This window comes from Pyxidicoccus sp. M6 (assembly GCF_055568925.1).
On sequence record NZ_CM145714.1, the window covers coordinates 6,767,484 to 6,787,089 of the forward strand.

Genomic DNA, 19,606 nt, shown 5'->3' on the forward strand with positions numbered 1-19,606 from the left:
GCAGCCGGGCCCCCAGCCGCTCCTCGAGCCGTCATCCGTGAAGCACACCAGAATCAGGGGCGCCGATCTGGCCAAGGAGCGGCTCGAGACGCTCGCGGCCCGCGGCTTCAAACGTGTGATGAACGCTCGCATGGCCGCCAGGGTCTGGGCGCTGATTCAGAGCACCTGACCCTGGCGGCTCGCGTAGCGCTCGGCCAGCACCGAGCACACGATGAGCTGGAGCTGATGGTAGAACATCAGCGGCAGGACGATGAGCCCCAGCGCCGGATGTGAGCCGAAGATGAGCCGGGCCATGGGCACACCAGAGGCCAGCGTCTTCTTCGAGCCGCAGAACACCGCGGCAATCTCGTCCTCCTTCTCGAATCCGAGCGACCGCGTCACCGTGGTGCTCAGCGTCAGCACGAGTGCGAGGATCAGCGCCGCGCCGCCGAGCGTCATCGCCAGCAGGCTGCCGCCGTAGTGGGAGAAGAGGCCCGACTTCACCGAGTCACAGAACGACGCATAGACGAGCACCAGGATGAACACCCGGTCGAACATGTTGGTGTACTTCCGGTAGCGCGCGAACCAGCTCCCCAGCACCGGGCGGAGCAACTGGCCGATGACCAGCGGCAGGAGCAGCAACCCCGCCAGCTTGACGATGGCGTCCCCCAGCGAGAGCGACTGCCCCGTCGTCTTCGCGAGCAGGCTGACGATGAGCGGCGTGAGCACGACGCCCAGCAGGCTGGACAGGCTCGCGTTGAAGATGGCGGCCGCCACGTTGCCTCGGGCGAGGCCCGTCATCGCCACCGAGGAGGAGATGGTGGAAGGCACCGCGCACAGGTAGAGGAACCCCAGCGACAGGCCGGGAGGAAGCCAGCGGCCCACGAGGGCATCGAGCAGCAGCCACAGCAGCGGGAACACGCCGAAGGTGAACGACTGCACCACGAGGTGGAGCCGCCACTTCATGACGCCGGCCTTCAGGTTCGCCAGCGGCAGGCCGAGCCCATACAGGAGGAACACCAGGAAGATGCCGACGTTGGCGACGACGTCCGCATGAAGCGTCCCGCCGGTGCGGCCGAAGTCGGGGAAGAGGGCGGCCAGCACGACGGCGACGACCATCCCCACCAGGAACCAATCCCGAACGAGCCGTTTCACGATGCGAAGGGGCATGTCTGGGGCTCCATACTCCGTGCCGCACCGGACCTCCACCACCGGCGCACGGGAGGCACTCGCCGGGCGTGCTACCGTCCGTCGCCGCCATGACCGTGACTCTCCAGGAGCTGGGCCCGGAGCTGCTCGACCAGGTGGGCCCGATGTGCGCCCGCGGAAGCGCGGGCTGGAGCTGGCGGCGGAGAAGGGCGACCCCTGCTTCCTGGAGACAGCGAAGGAGTCCAACCGCGAGTGGTATCGCGGCTTCGGCTTCGAGACCCAGCGCATCGAGCCATGCTTCGACGGCGGTCCGCCGCAGTGGTTCATGTGGCGGCCGCCCGAGGCGGCGCAGGTGGATGCGCCACCGGCCGCGCGGGCTCCCGGAGCCGGGTAGCCGTCACATGCCCATGGGGCCCAGCTCGTGAGGTATCGGCACGCCTTGCCCCGGCGGCGGTAGCGCGAGCCGACGCAGCGCCCCGTCGTGCCACGTCATGAAGCACAGGTCCGGGGACTCCAGTGGACGGTCGAAGTCGAAGTGCACGCGCATCGGCCCGACGTCATTGGATTCCTTCACGGTGATGTTCAGCCCAGACAGTTGCACCTGCGTCCCAGGTGCTGGCGAGACATCCCGGTAGACCTGCTCCCAGAAGCTCAACTTCCGCGCGTCCGTGCGCACCACGAGGTCGAAGCCGTTGGCCGACGTTCGCTCCAGGGAGTGGTCGTGCGGCGCCGCGCTGAGCAGCCGGAACCGATGGGGCGCCCGACCCGTGAGCGCCATGGCCGCGGGGACATAGGTGGCGATGACGGGGTCCGCCGCGGCCACCATGACCAGGGTGCCGTCACATGGCGGAGTCGAGCGAGCAAGGCTCCACTGCGCGTCGGCAATCCGCCCCAACGCCACGGCGACCGCCATCCGGAAGAGCGGCCCGAAGAAGAAGTGCCCGAACGCGAGCATGACCACCGCCGCGCGGAAGCCCACGCGCGTCCACCGCGAGAGCCCCGCCTCACGAGAGGCCTGCCAGCTCCGCACGAGCAGCACGGCCACCAGCGCGCTGCCCGCAACCAGGGGAATCATCAGCACCCGCCCGCCGATGACACCCACGGCGCCGGGGACGACGGAGGCCAGTCCTCCCGGTAGCAGCCAGCGCAGCGTGCGCCGCTCCTGTTCCGACATGCGCCCGCGCAGGGCTCGCAGGAGCACCAGGGCTCCGATGGTGACGATGGCTCCCCAGACAGCGAAGGCCGGATGCAGCGGCGGCACGCCCGCGACCGCGTCGGACGGTGTGGCCACGACGAGGTCGCCCAGGAGGATGAACACGCGCTCGGCCACGGTCGCGACGAAGGCGCCTGGAGCACGGGCCGGGTCCAGGTACGCGCCGCTGCCTCGGGCGCCGTAGCCCCGGGCCACGTAGAACACGAGGTACGCCGCCACCACCAAGACATAGGGCGCGAGCGCCACGGCCGCGCGTCGCGGGCCTTCTCGGCGGCCGAACAGCTCGTAGGCGCCAATCAGCGCCACCGCCCCGAGCGCCGGCTCTCCTCCGAGCAGCGAGATGACGAGGAGCAACGGTCCCAGGAACCACCCCGGCTTCCAGCCGTCCTCTCGGGCCCGCAGGTGGAACGCCAGGGCGAGCAGGCCCGGCACTCCGGACACGAGCGGATGCCGTGCGGCAATCCACGCCACCGGCATCAGGTGCGCCGCGGCCACGGCGTAGGCAATGGTGGCCACGGCCGCCAGCGGTGCGGGAAGCCATCGCTTGTGCAGCCAGCCCACCACCGCGACCATCGCCAGGAACCAGGCGAGACTGTGCAGGTGGGCAGGGAAGGGCGTGTCGCCGAAGAGCTTCGTGTCCAGGACGAGCAGCGCGCTGGTCAGCGGCCGGAAGAAACGGACCGACAGCGTGTCGGGCGTCCACCACGGAATCAGCCCACCTTCCCGGAGCCCCACCGGCGACGTGGTCGACGTGCCCGAGAACTCGTAGAGGCCCAGCGGGCTCCACTGGCCGAACTCGTGGAGCTGCCCGGAGATGATGAGCCGGTGCAGCAGGTCATCGAGCACCAGCCCCACCGTCAGGGAGGGCAGCGACACCAGCACCCCGAGCCCCAGGGCCAGCACGAGCGAGCGGGGCCAGCGCCACCAGGAGCGCGGCCGAGCGGCTGCCTGTGTCCCTGGGCTCCCGCCCGCTGTCTCCCCCATCTCCGGCATGAGCGTGACGCCTCCGTGTGCCGCGGGGTGAGATTACCCCGAAGCTGGCACGCGGCGTTGGGGCCCCCCGCGTGCCGATGTGACGAATGGCACCCGGCCGACGCACGCACGAGCCTCGACGCAGGGCGCTACGAAAGACTCGTTCCACCGAGCGAGGGCATTGCCCTTCGTCCCGGCTTCCTCCACCATGCCGCGCGGAGGTGGAACATGAATCAGGATTCAGGTCGGAGTGCTCTCGTGACGGGCGCCGCGAACGGCATCGGCCTCGCGGTGGCGGAGAACCTGGCGGCCCAGGGCGTGCGCGTGCTGCTGGCGGACCTCGACGAGACCGCGGGCTCCGCGGCGGCGAAGCGCCTGCCAGGTGCGCTCTTTCAACGTGCGGACGTCTCCTCCCGTGAGGAATGTCGAGCCCTGGTGGCGACCGCCGAGCGCGAGTGGGGGCGGCTGGACATCCTCGTCAACAACGCGGGTCTCCAGTACGTGTCCCCGGTGGAGGAGTTCCCCGAGGACCGCTGGGAGAAGATGATTCAAATCATGCTCGTCGGGCCGTTCCTGCTGACGCGCTACGCCCTGCCGCTGATGTACGCGCGCAAGTGGGGCCGCATCATCAACATGTCCTCGCTGCACGGGCTCGTGGCCTCGCCGTTCAAGTCCGCGTACGTCTCCGCCAAGCACGGCCTCATGGGCCTGACGAAGACGGTGGCCCTGGAGGCCGCGGACAAGGGCGTGACGGTGAACGCCGTGTGCCCCGCCTACGTGCGCACGCCGCTGGTGGAGAAGCAGATCGCCGACCAGGCGCGCGTCCACGGAATCACGGAGGCGGAAGTCATCGAGAAGATCATGCTCGCTCCCGCCGCCGTGAAGCGGCTCCTCGAGCCCTCCGAGGTCGCCGCCTACGTGTCCTTCCTGTGCTCGGATGCCGCCGGCGGTATCACCGGGTCTGCGCAGGTGATGGACTGCGGCTGGACGGCTCGCTGAGCGAGTCCCCGCCGGGGCTCGCGGGGGGCACCTCCGCGAGCTCCTCCCGGAAGGTCTCCGCCGACAGGTACACGGAGACGAGCGTCACCACGGCCAGCACCACCATGTAGAGCGACACCGGCCACGCCTCGCCGCCGGAGCGCGACAGCAGCGCGGTGGCGATGACGGGCGACAGGCCTCCGGCGAACACCGACGCGAGCTGGTAGCCCAGCGACGCGCCGCTGTAGCGCACGCGCGTGCCGAACAGCTCGGAGAAGAAGCTCGCCTGCGGGCCGTACATGGCCGCGTGCGCGATGATGCCCAGCGAAATCGCCAGCCAGATGAGCCCCGTCTCCTTCGTGTCCAGCAGCCAGAAGAAGGGGAAGGACATCAGCCCGCAGCCCACCGCGCCCGCGAGGTACACCGGCCGGCGGCCGAAGCGGTCCGACGCGGCGCCGAACGCGGGAATGGCCACCAGGTGCACCGCCATGGCCACCAGCACGCCGTTGAGGAACGTGGAGCGCGGAAGGCCCAGCCGCTCGGTGCCGTACGAGAGGACGAACGTGGTGATGATGTAGAAGAAGCCGTTCTCCGCGAAGCGCGCCCCCATCGCCAACAGGATCTGCTTCGGGTACGTGCGCAGCGCGTCCAGCACGGGGATGCGCGGGGCCGCGGGCTCCGGCTTGCGGTGCTGGAACACGGGCGACTCGGCCACGCGCAGGCGGATGAACACGCCCATGCCGATGAGCACCGAGCTGAGCAGGAAGGGGATGCGCCAGCCCCACGCGAGGAACTGCGCCTCGCTCAGCCGGGAGAAGACGGAGAACACGGCCGTGGCCAGCAGCATGCCCGCCGGTGCCCCCATCTGCGGCCAGCTCCCGTAGAAGCCCCGGCGATTCGGCGGCGCGTGCTCCACCGCCATCAGCACCGCGCCGCCCCACTCACCGCCGAGGCCAAAGCCCTGGACGAGCCGCAGCAGCACGAGCAGCGCCGGGGCCCAGCTGCCCAGCGTGTCGTAGGTGGGCAACAGCCCCACCGCGAAGGTCGCGAGGCCCATGAGCATCAGCGTGGCGCTGAGCATGGCCTTGCGGCCCAGCTTGTCGCCGTAGTGGCCGAACACCACGCCACCCAGCGGACGGGCGATGAAGCCGACGGCGAAGGTGCCGAAGGCCGCCATCGTCCCCGTCAACGGGTCGAAGGAGGGGAAGAAGAGGCGGTTGAACACCAGCGCCGCCGCCGTCCCGTAGAGGAAGAAGTCGTACCACTCGATGGCGGTGCCGATGAAGCTCGCCACCGCCACCTTGATGATGGAGTCCTGCCGCTCCTGCGTGGGCTGCATGTCTTCCCCTCCCAGTGTCCGGTGTGGTGATTACAGCAGCAGGCGGAGCGTCATGAAGTAGGACGCGTCGATTTCGTCCTCCTCACGGTCCTGCTTCTTCTGGTAGCGCGCGTAGCGGGCGCCCAGGGCCACGTCCTCGGTGAACCAGTAGGTGCCACCGATATTGAGGTACGTCTGCGTCGTCTTCGTCACCGGCTCCACGGCGGGCGAGTCCCCGGTGGCCGGCACGAAGCTGGGCGAGCGGTCCGTCACCCGGGCGAGCTGGACGCCCACGCCCGAGCGGCCCTGGATGTTGAAGTCCACACCGGCGGAGAACGTCGTCGCCGTGTAGCGCGTGCCCAGGAGCTGGTCCGCGAAGCCCGGGGTGCTGTTGGTGACGTCGTTCTGCACGCGGGCGATGTTGAAGAACGGGGTGATGAAGAGGGGGATGCCCACGTTGGTGTGCAGCTTCAGCAGCAGGTTGCCGCGCAGGTTGTTGCCGTGCAGCAGCGGGTCCGTGCGCGACGTCGTCTGGTAGTTCACGTCGAAGACCTGGGCCATGGCCTTGGCCTCGAACAGCTCGTGCGTGTACGCGATGGATGGGCTGAACACCTGGAAGTGCAGGTCGTCGTCGGGCTGGCCGTTGCGGAAGTTGCCCAGGGGCCGCTCCCAGAAGCGGCTGCCACCGCCGAACGAGCCGCCCACCTGATAGGAGCTGGACGTGCTCAGCGGGTTCGCCGCCGTGTAGCCGAAGCCCACCCGGAAGCCCTTCCAGTCATACGCCGCCTGCGCGCCCTGGCCGCGGTTGAAGCCGCTGTAGAGGAGCGGGTCTCGCGTGTACTTGTCCGCGAGGAGCGTGTCCGCCACGTGGGTGGAGATGTAGTCCACGCTGGCCGGGTCCAGGATGATGCCGGCCTCCACCGTCGCGTTCCACCGCTGCAGGCGGATGACCTGGTCGCGGACGCTGAAGGACGCGGTACCTTCCCAGACACCCGAGCCGTGCGCGCGGATGTTGCGCTCGAACTCGCTCTTGAAGGAGACGTACTGGCCCAGGCGCCCCTCGAAGCCGAAGCGCGTGAGGGCCACCGTCGTCGCGCGGCTCTCGCGGTTGCGGTTGAGCGTCTGGATGAGGTTCTCCACGTGGATGCCGCCCGCGAGCGCGAGCAGCGGCTTCACGTAGAACGCCTCGTTGCCAATGGCGATCTTCGGCCGGACGACGGGCGGGGGCGTGGTGTCGATGACCTCGCTGGTGCCCGCCATCTCCTCGGGCGTGGAGGGCTTGTCCGCGTCCTTGTCCTTGTCGGCCGGCGCGGCCTTGTCGGCGGAAGCCTCGGCGGCGGCGGGCGCGGCCTCTGGAGTCTGCTGGGGCGCGTCGGAGGCGGGCGCCGCTGGCGCGGACTCGGCGGCGGCGGGGGACTGGGCCCAGGCGGCCGGCACGGTGCCCAGGGCCAGCGCGCACAGGGTCGCGGTGATGGGAAGTCGCTTCATGGAGAGTGCTCGGGAAGGTGTGGGAGGTACTGCTGCCGGCCCCGCCGCGTGTGAGGGCCGCGGCGGGGCCGGCTCCTTGGGGGGGAGGGGGAGCGGGCTACTGCGCCAGGTAGCGCAGCACCAGGTCCAGCCCCGCGGAGGAGCGCATGGAGCCGAAGTGGTTGGCGATGAAGCCCTTGTTGAAGTAGCCGCTCGTGTCGTAGTCGCTCAGCGTGGTGAGCGTGTTCGTCACGCAGCCGTCCATGTCGATGCGCGAGGCGGCCTCGGAGACGTAGTAGTCCTGGTAGTTGGAGCCCTTCGTCTTGTCCGTCATCGTGATGGTGAAGTACTTCACGACGTTGTTGCCGCACTGGCCCGTCTTGCCGAAGGCGTAGTCACCGTCCGCGCACGGAGTGGCGAAGAGGTCGCGGGGGCCGTTGAGCGGCTTGTGGAAGTACGTCTGCACGTAGTTGGAGCGGCTGCCCATCTCGCAGACGATGGTGCCGCGCATGGTGTCGTTGGCGGCGCACAGCGAGTTGGGCTGGGTGTCGTAGGTGGACACGCCGTGGTTGGCGCCCGAGCCGAGGATGACGTGGCTGAGCTGGGGGAAGGGGTTGACGGCGCCCGAGCGGCCGGCGCTCCACTCCACGTACATGCGGCGCAGGGCATCGCGCGCGACGGTGACGCCCAGCGAGTGGCCGATGAGGGCCACCTTGCGGTTCGGGTTGTTCTTCATCACCGCCTTCACCAGCGACTGGAGGATGGGCGTGGACCAGCCGTGGTCGATGTTGCCCGCGGCGTTCTGCGTGGTGCTGTTGGCGGCCGGGTCGATAGTGGTGACGATGTCCGTGCGGAAGTCCACGGCGATGACGCGGTAGCGCAGCGCGACGAGCTTCTCGGCGAGCTGATCTCGCGCGGTGGTGTCCGCGGTGAACTGCACGTTCTCCGTGGCGGTGTTGACGGAGGTGCCCTCCGGGAGGAGGAACTTCTCCCAGGTGTGCGGGCGGGTGGAGTTGCCGTGTACGAGGATGACGATGGGCTTGGAGCTGTCCTCGTTGCCTTGCGCGTACTCCTTGGCCGCGCAGGGATAGCCGTCGATCTTCGCCACGTTGCCGTCGAGGTAGTCGGTGGCCGCGTTGGGGCCGCCGAAGGCGACGGCGCCCGTCCACTTGCCGTCGTTGTTGCCGTCCTTGTAGGGCGTGGTGCCGGCGTTGTTGGCCTTGTCGTAGTAGAGGTTCGTCACCGAGCAGCCCGGGTGGTTCGTCAGCGGGCGGTAGTGGCCGTCATAGGTGCGGTAGTTGTCCTGGTTCTGCGGCACCGTGGTGGTGATTTCCGCCATCTCCGGCGCGTCCTGGATGGACCAGTTGGCGATGTCGATGCCCGCCGCCTGGACCTCGGACGTCTTCGCGGAGATGCGCTCGCGACAGGCCTTCACCTCGGCCGGAGTCTGGTCCTGGGGAGTCACGCCCTCGTCCGGGTCCTGGTTCTGACATGCCAGCCCGCACAGCCCGAGGACCGCCGCCACAGCACGAATAGTCTTGCGACGCGTTGCCATTTGTAGCTCCGTTGCAATCGCTTACAGGGTTTCAGTGGAAGTGCGGGTGATTCCCTGGCGAAGCACACTGGATGGAGGGAAGCCCCGGCCCGCGGCGGAGACGCCATACGCCGCAAGTAGTGGATTCGTACCAAATCAACTGCACGCGGAGCAAACCGGAGTTGAAGGCTGATTCATCTTTCGGCCGCGCGGAGTTGAAGCCTGATTCAGTATTGCAGTGCGTCACGCGGCCTGAACATGAAGCCTGATTCAGTATTGCAGTGCGTCAGCCGCTGAGCGACACGCATCGCGCGTCGCGGTGCGTCAGACATTGCGAAGTCCGGTGTCCATCGCGGCGCGTCATGGGTGTACGTTCCGACTCCTGGACTCGACGTCACCAGGAAGGCGTACATCGAATGAACCCACGTCACCTCAGCCGCGGGGAGTTCCTCGCCCTCACCGGCCTGCTGTCCGGCTCCACCCTGCTGCGCGGCACCGCGGAGGCCGCCGCGCCCGCCGCGTCCGCACCGGCGAAGAGCGCCGCGCCCCCCGCGATGCCGTCCCGCGCGGAGATGGAGAAGATTCGCCGCGAGTGCCGCGCGTCGCTGTCGCTCGGCTTCCCCAACGACACGGGCGAGGAGCTCATCCGCATTGGCGAGTGGCTGAAGCGCCAGGGCGTGTCGCGGGACTTCTATGGGGGCGGTGAGTTCGTCCAGGCCTTCGAGAAGAAGGTGGCGGGGCTGCTCGGCTTCGAGGATGGCTGCTACATGCCCACGGGCACCATGGGGCAGCTCGTCGTCCTGCGCATGTACGCGGACGCGAGCGGCAACCGGCGCGTGGGCCTGCACCCGTCGTCCCACCACATCCTGCACGAGGACGACGCGCACGCGGTGCTGCACAACCTGCGCGAGGTCGTCCTCTGCCCATGGACGCGGCCGCTGCTGGCCAGCGACGTGCGCGACGCGAAGGATCCGCTCGGCACGGTGAGCGTGGAGCTGCCGGTGCGGTGGCTGGGCGGACAGCTCCAGACGTGGGAGCAGTTGGAGGAGCTGAAGCAGGTCTGCCGCGAGAAGGGCGTGAAGCTCCACATGGACGGCGCGCGGCTGTGGGAGAGCCAGCCGTACTACGGGCGCTCGTACGCGGACATCTGCCGCGGCTTCGACTCCGTCTACGTGTCCTTCTACAAGATGGTGGGCGCGCTCAGCGGAGCCATGGTGTTGGGGAGCGCGGACTTCGTCAAAACCGCGCGCGTCTGGCGGCACCGGCACGGCGGCAACCTGTTCCAGATGCTGCCCTACGTGGCGTCCGCGGCCATGCGCCTGGACGAGGTGCTGCCGAAGATTCCCGGCTACGTGAAGCGCGCGAAGTCGCTGACGGAGGCGCTGGCCGCGGACTCGCGCATCTCCGTGCTGCCGCGTCCCGTGCAGACCAACATGTTCCGCGTCTACCTGCGCGGCGACCCGGCGGTGCTGACGCGGCAGCGGGACCGCATCGCCCGCGAGGACAAGGTCTGGGTGTCCAACGGCTTCGGCCCCACGCGCGTGCCCGGCGTCTGCGAGACGGAGCTCCAGGTGGGCGAAGATGTGGGGAACATGAAGGACGCGGAGATTGCCCGCGCCTTCTCGCGCCTGCTCGACGCGTGAGCAGGCAGGCGTGCCCGGCCGGATGGAGTGCGGGCGGCCGGGCCCGCCCGCGGAGGGAATCGCGCACGACACTCTCGTGCGTGGCGGGTTGCGCGGGCCTCCGGCTGCGTTACCTCAAGTCATGACCGAAGTTCAGCAGACGACCCGTGACTACAAGATCCCCGATGGGTGCCCCATCTGCTCGGCGGACCTCCCGGTGCGCGTCACCGCGTCCGGGCCCAGTGCCGTCTGCAAGCACTGCGGCTGGTTCGGCCGACCCCTCATCACCGTGACGCATCAGGGCCTTCGTGTCTCCGTCGAAGGCAGGCAGGCTCAGGCATAGCCCTCGCTCAAGGCTGCGACTGCGGCCCCTCCGGCTTGCAGTAGGTGCGCGGCGGTCCCTGGTCGTTCATCTCCACCGAGATGTTGGCGGTGGGCCGGCACGCGCGAAGCTGCTGGTCGCACTGGTAGGGCGGCTCCCGCCCGCAGTCCGCCGTTACGTTGCACGACTTCAGCCAGTACGCCTTCGACGCTTCTTCCGGTACCCGGAGGAGCACCGAGCCCTTCTGGCGGCAGCCGCTCGGCGGAGGCTCCGCAATCACGCAGGCGCCACCGGGCCAGGGCCCGATGAGCTCGTGGATGCAGACGCCGTTGGCGCCGCACTCGGCGTCCACCCGGCACCCGACTCCAAGCGGCACACCGCAGTCTCCGTCCGCCGCTGGGGGCGCGTCGGGAGGCGGTGGCCCACCCGGTGGCTTGCATTCGAGCGGCGTCGAGACGAAGTGCCAGCCCTCCGCGAGCGGGGCTCCGGTGGGTGAGTCCTGGGCCGTCAATGGCTGGGGCGCGCGAATCAACACCCGCCCGGGAGAGCCTCCGATGAGCGGCTCCGTGTCGTCCCTTCGCCGGTTGCCGTTCGCATCCTGGTACGCGCCGAGCCACGCGACGCCCACCTTCGCTCCCGAGGGGCGCGTGACGAGGTGCTCGGCACCGGGCTCGTCGAAGATGCGCACCTCGAAGTTCCGGTAGTACTCCGCGCGGATGGCCGTGCCCGCCTGCTCGACGAGCACGTCCTGCTCACCGGGGAGCATGCCTCGGAGGCTCCAGAAGACGGCCACGCTCACGTCGGGGTGCTCCGTGCCGACGTGCTCCGAGGTGCCCGTCACGCTGCCCGGCACCGTGAACAGCGGCGTCCCCGAGTACGCGTCGTCGACGAGCGAGTCGCCACAGGCCAGCGCCGTGCCCGCGAGCACCAGCGCGAGCCCCCGGAGGCTTGAAGTCACCAGCGCCATACGACTCCTCCCGAGCCCCACCAGGTGAGGGGCGTCACCAGCTCACGGTCCACCTCCACGCCGTTCTGCACCACGGCGCGTGGGAAGAGGCCCGTCACGGGGCCACCTTCGAAGCGCAGGGCGACTCCCGCGCCGAGCTGCCGCTCCACCAGCAGGATGCCGCCGAAGCCCGCGCCCCAGGCGCGCCGGTCCTGGACGCTGCGCTCCGTGTCGAAGCGCTGCTGGTGCAGCACGCCCTCGAGGAAGAGGCCGAAGGCCACGCTCGCGGGCTCCAGGTCGATGAAGCGCAGCAGGGACAGCCCCAGCCCGAGCTCGGTGTGGCGGTGCGGCAGGAGTCCGTCCGCGCTCGTCGCGCTCACGGTGGAGCCGCGCAGGCGCAGGCCCACCGAGCCCCACTCGAAGTCGAGGCCGTAGCCGAGCTGGAGCTGGGGCAGGGCGCCTTCGCCCGCGAGCGCCTGGCCCCGCATCCCCGCGAGGAGGGAGAGGTTGTGCGAGTACGGCTTCGACCCGCCGCGACGCCGCACGAGCCTGTCGTAGCGGACCGTCTCGAAAGGCAGCGCGGCGAGCTCCACGGCGGCCCCCGCGGCGAGCGACACCTGGTACTCGCGGTACTCGTCCGACTTGCGCTGCTGCACGAAGTAGCTGCCGGCGGGCAGGGACAGCTCGCGCTTCTGGCCCTGCGGCGTGACTTCCGCCACCACCGGGCCTCCCTGCCGTCCCTCCATGATGAGGTAGAGCGCGGAGTCCGCCAGCCGGAGCTGGCCCGTGCGCCCGCGCTGATTGGCCGGTGTCGAGAGCACCAGCTCGCCGCGTCCCTTCACCTCCCACGAGTAGGTGGGGTGCTGCAGCGCCACCGTCTGGCCGCTCGAGCGCAGCGTCTGCGCGTAGGTGTAGCCGTAGGCCTCGGTCAGCGTCACGTTGCCGTCGTCATCGTGGTCCGCAGCGCCGCGCAGCGCGTTCGCCAGGTGGTGCGTGAAGAACGAGCCGCGCAGCCGGTCCGACTCCTGGCTCGCCTCGCCCGCGGCGCTGGAGGTGATGATGGCCAGGCCCTCGGTGGCCACGTTGTCCTTCAGGCTGATGTCGAAGGTCGCCGCGGTGCTCATGCCCTTCACGCGCGTCACCGTCCCGGAGCGGCATGCATCCAGCACGAGGAGGCGCACTCCGGCGGGGGAGCCCTCCACCAGCGTCTTGATTTCCTCCAGTGGAAGCTCGGTGCGTCCCAGGTGCAGCGACGCCGCGTCGGCGTGGCCCGAGTAGAAGACGATGAGCGCGGTGGACTGGCCGGCCCCGGCCTGGACGCGGATGGCGGCGTTCACGTCCTGAAGGGCGCGACGTACGTTGGCCGCGTCCTCTCCGAGCAGCAGCAGCGTGCGCCGGGAGGAGACGCCGCCGTGCTCGCGCAGCACGTCGGAGAAGAGGCGCGCGTCCTGCTCCGCGTACAGGAGGCCCACCTCGCTGGCGGCGCCGTCGTTGTGGCCGATGGCCACGACCCACGTCTGCTCCGGCAGTGCGCGTGCGGACAGCGGCGCGAGCAGCGCGAGGATGAGTCCGAGGAAGAGGCCCCGGCCCGCGCTCATGGCCTTGGCCCCTGCTTGTCCATGATGAACGGCGTGCTGACGCAGCCCTTCGGGCAGGAGGGCGCGGTGTCGGGGCCCGTGGACTCACAGCGCGGCGGGGCGCTGACGTCGGGGCAGTGCACGAGGTAGAGCGTCTCGCGGCCCGGCTGCGCGTCGAGCGACACGGCGCCAGGGAGCTCGATGGCGTTGCCCGCGGACAGGCGCGTCTGTTGCCCGGGCTCTCGCGGCCAGGCGGTGTAGAGCGCTCCCGAGGCTTCGACTCCGAGGACCATCACCTGGCCTTCGTCGGGCAGGTCCACTGAGAAGCGGAGCCGGTCTCCTGGAGCGAAGGCGCCGCCGCTGACCACCTCCTCGGCGTGGTCTCCCGCGAGCCGAAATACGTGCAGCGCGGGCGAGCCCTTGAAGCGCGTGCCCTGCGTCTGCGGGCTCACCCACACGAAGACGACAGCGGCGGTGGCCACGGCTGCAAGCGGGACGAACCAGCGCAGCAGCCGGTGGTGCAGGGGAGGGGGCCGGTCGAGCCCCGTGCGGATTCGCGCCAGCATCGCGCGCGGATCCACTCCGTCCACGGCGTCGAAGCCGGCGCGGCGCTCGACCATGCGGGCGGTGCAGTCCGTGCAGCCGGAGACGTGCTGCTCGAGGCGCTGCGCTTCTTCCTTCGCGAGCTCTCCGGCGTGGAGCCGGTCCAGCGTGAAGTCGGATGGGCAGCCCGGGCCGCCCTGTCGCAGGTTGGTGAAGTCAGGGGGGCTCATGATCGCCTCCTTCCGAATCCGAAGAACCCGGACGGCTTGCGCTCCGGTGGCAAGTTGTTGACGGCGGGGGCTTCGGTGTCCAACGCGGTCCTGGCCGAGGCCCAGGCCTGGAATCGCTCGATGAGGTTTCCCACCGTGCGCTTGGACACGCCGAGCACCTCGGCGGCTTCCTCGTGCGACATGCCGTCGAGGAAGACATAGACGGCGGCGCTGGCCTGCCGCTCATCCGCGTCCGCGAGGAGGCGGCGGAGGAGCACGAGGTCATCGGGGCTCGCCGGCTCGGTCCGCGCCTCGGCGTCACCGGCGGAGGGCATGTGCTCCGCGTACAGCTCGGCGCGGCGGGAGCGGTCCCGGATGAGGTTGAGACAGTAATGGGTGGCGATTTGATACAGCCAGGTCGTGAGCTGGCTCTGGTGACGGAAGCCCTCCGCGCCTTTGAAGGCACGGATGAAGATCTCCTGCGTGGCCTCCTCGGCGTCCGCGGGATTGCCCAATAGGCGCAGGGCCCGGCGGTAGACGCGCGGACCATGCTGATGGAAGAGCTGGGAGAGTTGCTGTGAGTCGGCTCGGCTCACGACACCGTTCGAGGGCGGGTGGGGGCCGGAGCGTAACAGTGATGACTTGCCCGGTTCGATACGACCCCGGGACGCCTGGTCCCCCTGCGGGGCCGGTGTGTCGCTCCGGGTCTGAACTAGGATGGTCATCATGCGAGCCGTCTCCTGCCTTCCCTCCCTTGGACCCGTGGGGCCGGACTTCGGGCAAGCGCGATTCACGGCTCGGTTTTTTTCGTTGCTGGCCCTGGGGTTGATGGCGGCGTGCTCGGCGAGCGAGCCCCCGGATGCCTCCCCACCTGAGGTCTGTTGGACCCCACTGGATGAGGCCGCGATTGCGAGCCCTTGGCGGGCTCCTTGGAACAGTGTGGGAGAGCCTGCGCTCGATTCGGCCGGTTTGGGGGCGGAGGTGGAGGTCGCAGTCGGGACTGGGGGGACGGCGCTCCGGGTGTCCGGGGTGGATGGGGCGGCTGCTTGCTTCCAACTGCACGAGGTGACGGAGCCGGATGGTGCTGCGTGGGTCACTCCGCCGACCTCGGGCGAGGACTACGGGCCCTACTGTGTGAGCTGTACGGAGCGTGTGTCCGTGGGCGTGGGCTCGGGGTTGTACGTGCTGCCCTCGGGTGACCCTGGGCCTGCCGCTGCGTCACGGCTGCGCGTGCGAGTCGCGGCTCGCGAGTGCTCGACGTTCCTGCCCACGCGGACCGGGGAGGCACCGGCGCGTCTGCGCGTGGAGGCGTTGAACCTGACTGACGTGGAGGAGACTCGGGAAGGCGTGGTGTTGCTGGAGGTGGCGATTACGTCCGGCTCCGTGTTTCATGACGACGATGCGCCTCTTCCGGAGGAGCTCGTTCAGGCGATTGCGCAGGTGAATGCGCTGCTGCGTCCGGGGCGGCTCACGGTGAAGGCCGTTCGCGTGCGCCGCGTGGAAGGCGAGGACCCGATTGAGCTCCAGCGCGGGGACCTCACGGCGCTGAACCGTCTGCATGCCACGGTGCATGCTTGTGACGAGGGTGGTGTTGCGCCGGATGACGGTTGGGTGCCCGTGGTGCTCGCGGGTTGTCTGCGCCTCACGGACCCGGTGTTGAAGACGTCGACGGAGCCGGAGGGCTTCGTGCCGCACATCCCGGATGGACTGGCGGCGCAGGGCAGGGCGCACGGTGTCTTCATCCGGGGACGTGATTGTCGCGAAGGTTCACAGCCCACGGCGTGGCCGTCGGGTTACCTCGGCCGGCTCATTGCGCACGAATTGGGGCACTACCTGGGGCTGTATCACTCGGTTGAAGAGGACGGGACGACGGACCTCCTCGATGACACCGGTGCGGACAATTTGATGTTCTGGCGCCCGGCCTCGGTTGCGTCACCCGCGCTCAGCGCGAGCCAGTTCCGTGTCATGCGCCGGCATCCGGTGGTGCGGTGGGACGGCGCGCCCTGACGTAGCGCGCTGGGCCCTCGTCGACTGGGACAGTTGCTTATCGTGGAGGAGTGTTGGCCGCCTGGGGCTGAGGCCTTGTTTCCGCAGGCGGCTCCTGGGGCGTTGGGGGCGGTCCACTACGAAACCTGAAAGTCAGATATCCAAGGCCTGACATCCCGAGTGCCCGTGGAGTAGTGACGCTCCGGGAGGATGCTGACCGCGAACGGCTCCGAGGCTTCTTCTCTGGAGAGGCTGTAGCCGCAACGAGCAGGGTGCTCTCTCCTGATGTGAAAGCTGCCGACTCAGGAAGAGTTGCCTCGATGGCAGGAGTGAAGTTCATCGGCACGGTGTCGTGCGGAGTCGCAACGGCAACGGCCTCGGTCGATGCGGAGTGCTCCATCAGCTTGCGAATCAGGATCGCCACTCCCGCCAGCATCAGTGCCAGGACGCTCCCAGACACCACGATTCGCTTCCAGTTCCTGCCGCGCCGCCCGGACTTCTGTTCCGGAGCAGGATGCATGACTCCCGCGGGGAAGACGGTGTCCTTCGGACGTTCGGAAGGGGAGACTTCAGAGCTGGAACGAGCTCCGGGCACGGCACGAAGCGGAGGAGTCGAACGTGCATTCCCCTGTCCCGCTTCGGGTTGCAGCAGCGTCCTGAACTCCCCGGCAACGCCGATGGCCGACGCTGGACGGCGATGGGGCTCCTTCCTCAGTAGCCGCAGAACGAGCTCATCCACCCGTGAGGGCAGCGGCACCACGGAGGATGGCGCTGGAGGAGGAGCCGTCAGGTGCTGAAGCACCCAATCCATGTATGAACGGCCCGAGAAGGGCCTTCGCCCCGTGAGCATCTCGAAGGCGATGATGCCCAACGCGTACAAGTCCGTGCCCGGTCCCACGGCTTCGCCGAGGGCCTGCTCCGGTGCGATGTACTGGGGAGTCCCGACGATGAGGTTCGAGTGCGTCTGATCGACCGTGCTGTTGGGGGCGTCTGCGCACTTGGCCAGTCCGAAGTCGAGCAGTTTGACGTGCTCGATTCCGTTGGATTGCCGCACCAGGAAGATGTTGCCCGGCTTGAGGTCTCGGTGGATGACGCCCGCGGCATGCGCGGCGGAGAGCGCATCGAGCACCTCGCAGAGCAGCGGGACTGCGTCCGCGAGAGGCAACGGAGCCCGCTCCTTGATGAGCTCGCTCAAGGGGCGGCCTTCGAGGTACTCCATGACGAGGTACTGGCCGACGCCCGGCTGCTCCCCGAAGTCGAAGACGTCGATGATGCCGTGGTGGCGGATGGCGCTGGCCGCGCGGGCCTCGCTCAAGAGGCCTCGCGCGAGGAGTCTTCCGTGGGGGTCTGTCCGGATGAACTTGATGGCCACCTTGCGGCCGATGGCCACGTGCTCGCCCTCGTAGACGACGCCCATGCCGCCGCTGCCGATGTACCGGCGGACCACGTACTCGCCGAGTTGTTGGCCGACGAGTGAATCAGGCATCTCCGGTGCGGAGAAGGCACCGGGCTGGAGTGTCTCGGTCGGAGGGGAGTGCGGATCGCCAGGAAGAGGACCGCCCTGGTGGGGGCATTCCACTGCTCCCAGAAGAAGTGACTCTCCGCAGACCTGGCACGAGCGTGAATCAGGTGAACGGTACATGGCTACCCCTCCGGCCATAATGACTAACATGTTCAATGGATATTCCGCGACTGACAATCTTTGTCACCCGAGGACATGCGCGGATCGTGGTGGCAATATTTGTCGATAACCGTGGTCGCTCCTGCCCCCTGTCTGAAATGGATGTGGAAGCAGGGGCCAAGTGACCTCCGCTGCGGCTCAAACTCTCCACAGATGAGTCAGCGTAATCGCGATGGCTCGGCGCACCTGTGAACCAACTCACAACCCCGGGTGGCTGGGCTCTGAATTCTCATAGCGCTATAAGCCGTCGTCAGCACACCCGAGGGGGCAGCCATGTTCATCCTCATTCCCGTGGGCCGGGAGTGGACGGTCACGAAGCAAGGGCGGGCTCGGGCCGAATACCGCTGTCAGCAGTGCAACCTGTCCACTCCGGTGAGCCTCGTCACCGAAGGTGTGGGCACGGGCCTCAGTGCGCTCTTCCTCAATGACGAGAAGGCACAGCGGGAAGCCTCCGACGCGGCCTCTCAGGCCGTGGCCGAGGATGTGCGGTTGTCGCTGCGCCTCATGCGCTGCCCGGGGTGTGGCGTTCGGGACGGGAAGGCCGTCGCGAAGGTGTTGGCCCAGGGCTTCTGGCCCGCGGTGGGTTACGCCCTGCTGGCCTGCTTCATCTGGGTGCCCGTGACGTTCATGCTGTTGCCGTGGCTCCCGGCCGACATGGCGCTCGCCGATCAGCTCCTCATCGGGGGCCTCGCCGTGGTTTTGGCCGCCACCTTCGCGAACACGCTGAGGCGCCGCTACCAGCGACGCATGGTTCGAGCTCGCGAAGGCGTCCGGTTTGGCAGCGAAGCCGAAGCGGTGCCAGCCGAGGAGGCCGCGGCTCCAGTGGACGAAGTGGCCCCGCCACCCATGGTGCGGCGCGGCCCGCCGTACACCGTCCATGACGACGTCCCCGAGCCGGAACCTCTCAAGCCAGGGGAGGGCGTCCCATGTAGTCACTGCGGCACTCCAAACCTGCCGGCGGCCGAGTTCTGCAGGCAGTGTCTGGGCGCACTCAGCCGGACTGCTTGACGCGGAGAGCCGTGGCTCCGCCGCCTCGCCCGTGCGGCTGACAGCCCGCGGAGTGTCTCCGGAGAGTGACGGGTGAGGAGTTCCCAGGCGCCTGGAACCCACTCCAGCGGCTGGCGCGGGACTTGCGACAGGGGCGCCGCCCGGCACTCTCGTGTCCCCGGCTGCGTCACCCCTGCAAGGAGAACATCGTGTTCCACGGTGCCACACGTCGTGAGGTCCTGCTCTGCGCGCTGGGCAGCCATGCCCTCGTTCGTACCCTGATGGCGCAGGAGGCCCTGGCCGGGCCGGTGCGGAAGGAGGTTCAGGCCTGGGCATCCCGGACGTACCAGTTGTGTGCGGATGTAAAGGGCCGGAAGTTGGAGCCACGAGAGTGGCAGCGACACGTGGAGGAGCTCTTCGCGCGAGTCCCGCTCCCCGACCTGCTCCGGGCCATCGACTTCGACAAGCTGAGGCCGGGAATCTCGCTGCCGGATGACCGCGCGGACGCGGTGAATGCACCGTTCCCGCAGGTGGAAGGAATGCCTCGGCAGTTCGGCACGAAGATCTTCGGGATGCAGCAGGGGCGGGCCATCGTGCCGCACGGGCACCAGAACATGGCTTCGATGCACCTGGTGCTCGCGGGGGAGTTCCACCTGCGGCACTTCGAGCGGGTGGAGGACCAGTCCGAACACCTGGTGCTCCGGCCCAGCATCGATCGGGTCGCGAAGCCGGGGGACCTCTCCAGCATCTCGGATCAGCGGGACAACGTGCACTGGCTGGTGGCGACGCGGGGACCTGCCTACACGTTCGATCTCATCGTCGTCGGGCTTCAGCCGGACCGCGGCTTCGACTGGAAGATGGACCACGTCGACATCGACGGCGCGGAGCGACGGAAGGACGGCCTGCTCCGCGCGCGCCGCATCGACTTCGACGAGGCGATTCGACGCTACGGCAAGAGCTGACGGACGGGAGGCTCCCGCTCATCGGGCTCCGGCGCGCCTGGCCGTTCGAGAGTTGTGACTGTGCGGTCGGAGGTGTTGGCTTACGCCCACGCGCACAACCCTGGTGGCTGGGGATGAAAGGACGGGGAAGGCGTCCCATACCGACACTGCGGGGCCGTGAA

17 protein-coding genes are annotated in these 19,606 nt (G+C 68.9%); 7 read left to right on the forward strand and 10 right to left on the reverse strand.

The annotated features are described in order from the left end of the window. Positions 1-37: 37 nt before the first annotated feature. The gene (locus ACVTJA_RS27055; RefSeq protein ID WP_465823813.1) at positions 38-169 is read left to right on the forward strand and encodes a hypothetical protein; all 132 of its coding nucleotides are present in this window, start codon (positions 38-40) and stop codon (positions 167-169) included. Here the strand turns inward: ACVTJA_RS27055 and ACVTJA_RS27060 are convergent. After that, positions 157-1,149, reverse strand: coding sequence for a bile acid:sodium symporter family protein (locus tag ACVTJA_RS27060; protein WP_465823814.1), 993 nt, complete (start codon positions 1,147-1,149; stop codon positions 157-159). The genes ACVTJA_RS27055 and ACVTJA_RS27060 overlap by 13 nt on opposite strands. Before the next feature lie 145 nt (positions 1,150-1,294). On the opposite strand from ACVTJA_RS27060, the gene ACVTJA_RS27065 reads away from it, so the two are divergent. After that, complete coding sequence (locus ACVTJA_RS27065) at positions 1,295-1,522, forward strand: hypothetical protein (RefSeq protein WP_465823815.1); 228 nt, start codon at positions 1,295-1,297, stop codon at positions 1,520-1,522. 3 nt (positions 1,523-1,525) lie between these two features. Here the strand turns inward: ACVTJA_RS27065 and ACVTJA_RS27070 are convergent, their stop codons facing one another. After that, positions 1,526-3,334: a hypothetical protein gene (locus ACVTJA_RS27070; RefSeq protein WP_465823816.1), complete on the reverse strand. Its 1,809-nt coding sequence runs from the start codon at positions 3,332-3,334 to the stop codon at positions 1,526-1,528. Between the two features lie 237 nt (positions 3,335-3,571). Here ACVTJA_RS27070 and ACVTJA_RS27075 point away from each other — a divergent pair, with 237 nt between their 5' ends. Continuing rightward, the gene (locus ACVTJA_RS27075) at positions 3,572-4,312 is read left to right on the forward strand and encodes a 3-hydroxybutyrate dehydrogenase (RefSeq protein WP_465823817.1); all 741 of its coding nucleotides are present in this window, start codon (positions 3,572-3,574) and stop codon (positions 4,310-4,312) included. Here ACVTJA_RS27075 and ACVTJA_RS27080 read toward each other — a convergent pair. The 3 genes from ACVTJA_RS27080 to ACVTJA_RS27090 form a co-directional block, all read right to left on the reverse strand. Then, positions 4,266-5,630 (reverse strand): MFS transporter, encoded by a 1,365-nt coding sequence (locus ACVTJA_RS27080; protein WP_465823818.1) that lies wholly within the window; start codon positions 5,628-5,630, stop codon positions 4,266-4,268. The genes ACVTJA_RS27075 and ACVTJA_RS27080 overlap by 47 nt on opposite strands. A gap of 30 nt (positions 5,631-5,660) precedes the next feature. Next, complete coding sequence (locus ACVTJA_RS27085; RefSeq protein WP_465823819.1) at positions 5,661-7,097, reverse strand: hypothetical protein; 1,437 nt, start codon at positions 7,095-7,097, stop codon at positions 5,661-5,663. 97 nt (positions 7,098-7,194) lie between these two features. Then, entirely contained in the window at positions 7,195-8,541 is a 1,347-nt protein-coding gene (locus ACVTJA_RS27090) for an esterase/lipase family protein (RefSeq protein ID WP_465823820.1), read from the reverse strand. A 485-nt stretch (positions 8,542-9,026) separates the two neighbouring features. On the opposite strand from ACVTJA_RS27090, the gene ACVTJA_RS27095 reads away from it, so the two are divergent. Next, a complete protein-coding gene (locus ACVTJA_RS27095) occupies positions 9,027-10,253 on the forward strand; it encodes a threonine aldolase family protein (protein WP_465823821.1) in 1,227 nt (408 codons plus the stop codon). A gap of 329 nt (positions 10,254-10,582) precedes the next feature. Here ACVTJA_RS27095 and ACVTJA_RS27100 read toward each other — a convergent pair whose 3' ends face one another. The 4 genes from ACVTJA_RS27100 to ACVTJA_RS27115 are packed head-to-tail and all read right to left on the reverse strand — an operon-like array spanning position 10,583 to position 14,425. Then, positions 10,583-11,512, reverse strand: a complete 930-nt coding sequence (locus ACVTJA_RS27100) for a hypothetical protein (RefSeq protein WP_465823822.1) — start codon at positions 11,510-11,512, stop codon at positions 10,583-10,585. Next, positions 11,509-13,098, reverse strand: coding sequence for a caspase family protein (locus ACVTJA_RS27105; protein WP_465823823.1), 1,590 nt, complete (start codon positions 13,096-13,098; stop codon positions 11,509-11,511). The genes ACVTJA_RS27100 and ACVTJA_RS27105 overlap by 4 nt, the downstream gene beginning before the upstream one ends. After that, the gene (locus tag ACVTJA_RS27110; RefSeq protein ID WP_465823824.1) at positions 13,095-13,850 is read right to left on the reverse strand and encodes a hypothetical protein; all 756 of its coding nucleotides are present in this window, start codon (positions 13,848-13,850) and stop codon (positions 13,095-13,097) included. The genes ACVTJA_RS27105 and ACVTJA_RS27110 overlap by 4 nt, the downstream gene beginning before the upstream one ends. Beyond that, positions 13,847-14,425, reverse strand: coding sequence for an RNA polymerase sigma factor (locus tag ACVTJA_RS27115; RefSeq protein ID WP_465823825.1), 579 nt, complete (start codon positions 14,423-14,425; stop codon positions 13,847-13,849). The genes ACVTJA_RS27110 and ACVTJA_RS27115 overlap by 4 nt, the downstream gene beginning before the upstream one ends. A gap of 385 nt (positions 14,426-14,810) precedes the next feature. On the opposite strand from ACVTJA_RS27115, the gene ACVTJA_RS27120 reads away from it, so the two are divergent. Then, on the forward strand, positions 14,811-15,836 hold the full coding sequence (locus ACVTJA_RS27120) for a hypothetical protein (protein WP_465823826.1): 1,026 nt from the start codon (positions 14,811-14,813) through the stop codon (positions 15,834-15,836). A gap of 37 nt (positions 15,837-15,873) precedes the next feature. Here the strand turns inward: ACVTJA_RS27120 and ACVTJA_RS27125 are convergent, their stop codons facing one another. After that, on the reverse strand, positions 15,874-17,487 hold the full coding sequence (locus ACVTJA_RS27125) for a serine/threonine-protein kinase (RefSeq protein ID WP_465840523.1): 1,614 nt from the start codon (positions 17,485-17,487) through the stop codon (positions 15,874-15,876). Positions 17,488-17,868: 381 nt separating this feature from the next. Between ACVTJA_RS27125 and ACVTJA_RS27130 the strand changes: the two genes are divergently transcribed. Both ACVTJA_RS27130 and ACVTJA_RS27135 read left to right on the forward strand, forming a co-directional pair. Next, positions 17,869-18,504, forward strand: coding sequence for a DUF7577 domain-containing protein (locus ACVTJA_RS27130; RefSeq protein ID WP_465823827.1), 636 nt, complete (start codon positions 17,869-17,871; stop codon positions 18,502-18,504). 188 nt (positions 18,505-18,692) lie between these two features. Next, the gene (locus ACVTJA_RS27135) at positions 18,693-19,445 is read left to right on the forward strand and encodes a cupin domain-containing protein (protein ID WP_465823828.1); all 753 of its coding nucleotides are present in this window, start codon (positions 18,693-18,695) and stop codon (positions 19,443-19,445) included. The last annotated feature ends 161 nt before the right edge of the window (positions 19,446-19,606 follow it).

Bases quoted from the DNA above. Each gene is read 5' to 3' on its own strand.
- ACVTJA_RS27060 (WP_465823814.1), bottom strand. From the start codon at position 1,149: ATGCCCCTTCGCATCGTGAAACGGCTCGTTCGGGATTGGTTCCTGGTG.
- ACVTJA_RS27070 (WP_465823816.1), bottom strand. From the start codon at position 3,334: ATGCCGGAGATGGGGGAGACAGCGGGCGGGAGCCCAGGGACACAGGCA.
- ACVTJA_RS27080 (WP_465823818.1), bottom strand. From the start codon at position 5,630: ATGCAGCCCACGCAGGAGCGGCAGGACTCCATCATCAAGGTGGCGGTG.
- ACVTJA_RS27085 (WP_465823819.1), bottom strand. From the start codon at position 7,097: ATGAAGCGACTTCCCATCACCGCGACCCTGTGCGCGCTGGCCCTGGGC.
- ACVTJA_RS27095 (WP_465823821.1), top strand. From the start codon at position 9,027: ATGAACCCACGTCACCTCAGCCGCGGGGAGTTCCTCGCCCTCACCGGC.
- ACVTJA_RS27105 (WP_465823823.1), bottom strand. From the start codon at position 13,098: ATGAGCGCGGGCCGGGGCCTCTTCCTCGGACTCATCCTCGCGCTGCTC.
- ACVTJA_RS27110 (WP_465823824.1), bottom strand. From the start codon at position 13,850: ATGAGCCCCCCTGACTTCACCAACCTGCGACAGGGCGGCCCGGGCTGC.
- ACVTJA_RS27125 (WP_465840523.1), bottom strand. From the start codon at position 17,487: ATGTTAGTCATTATGGCCGGAGGGGTAGCCATGTACCGTTCACCTGAT.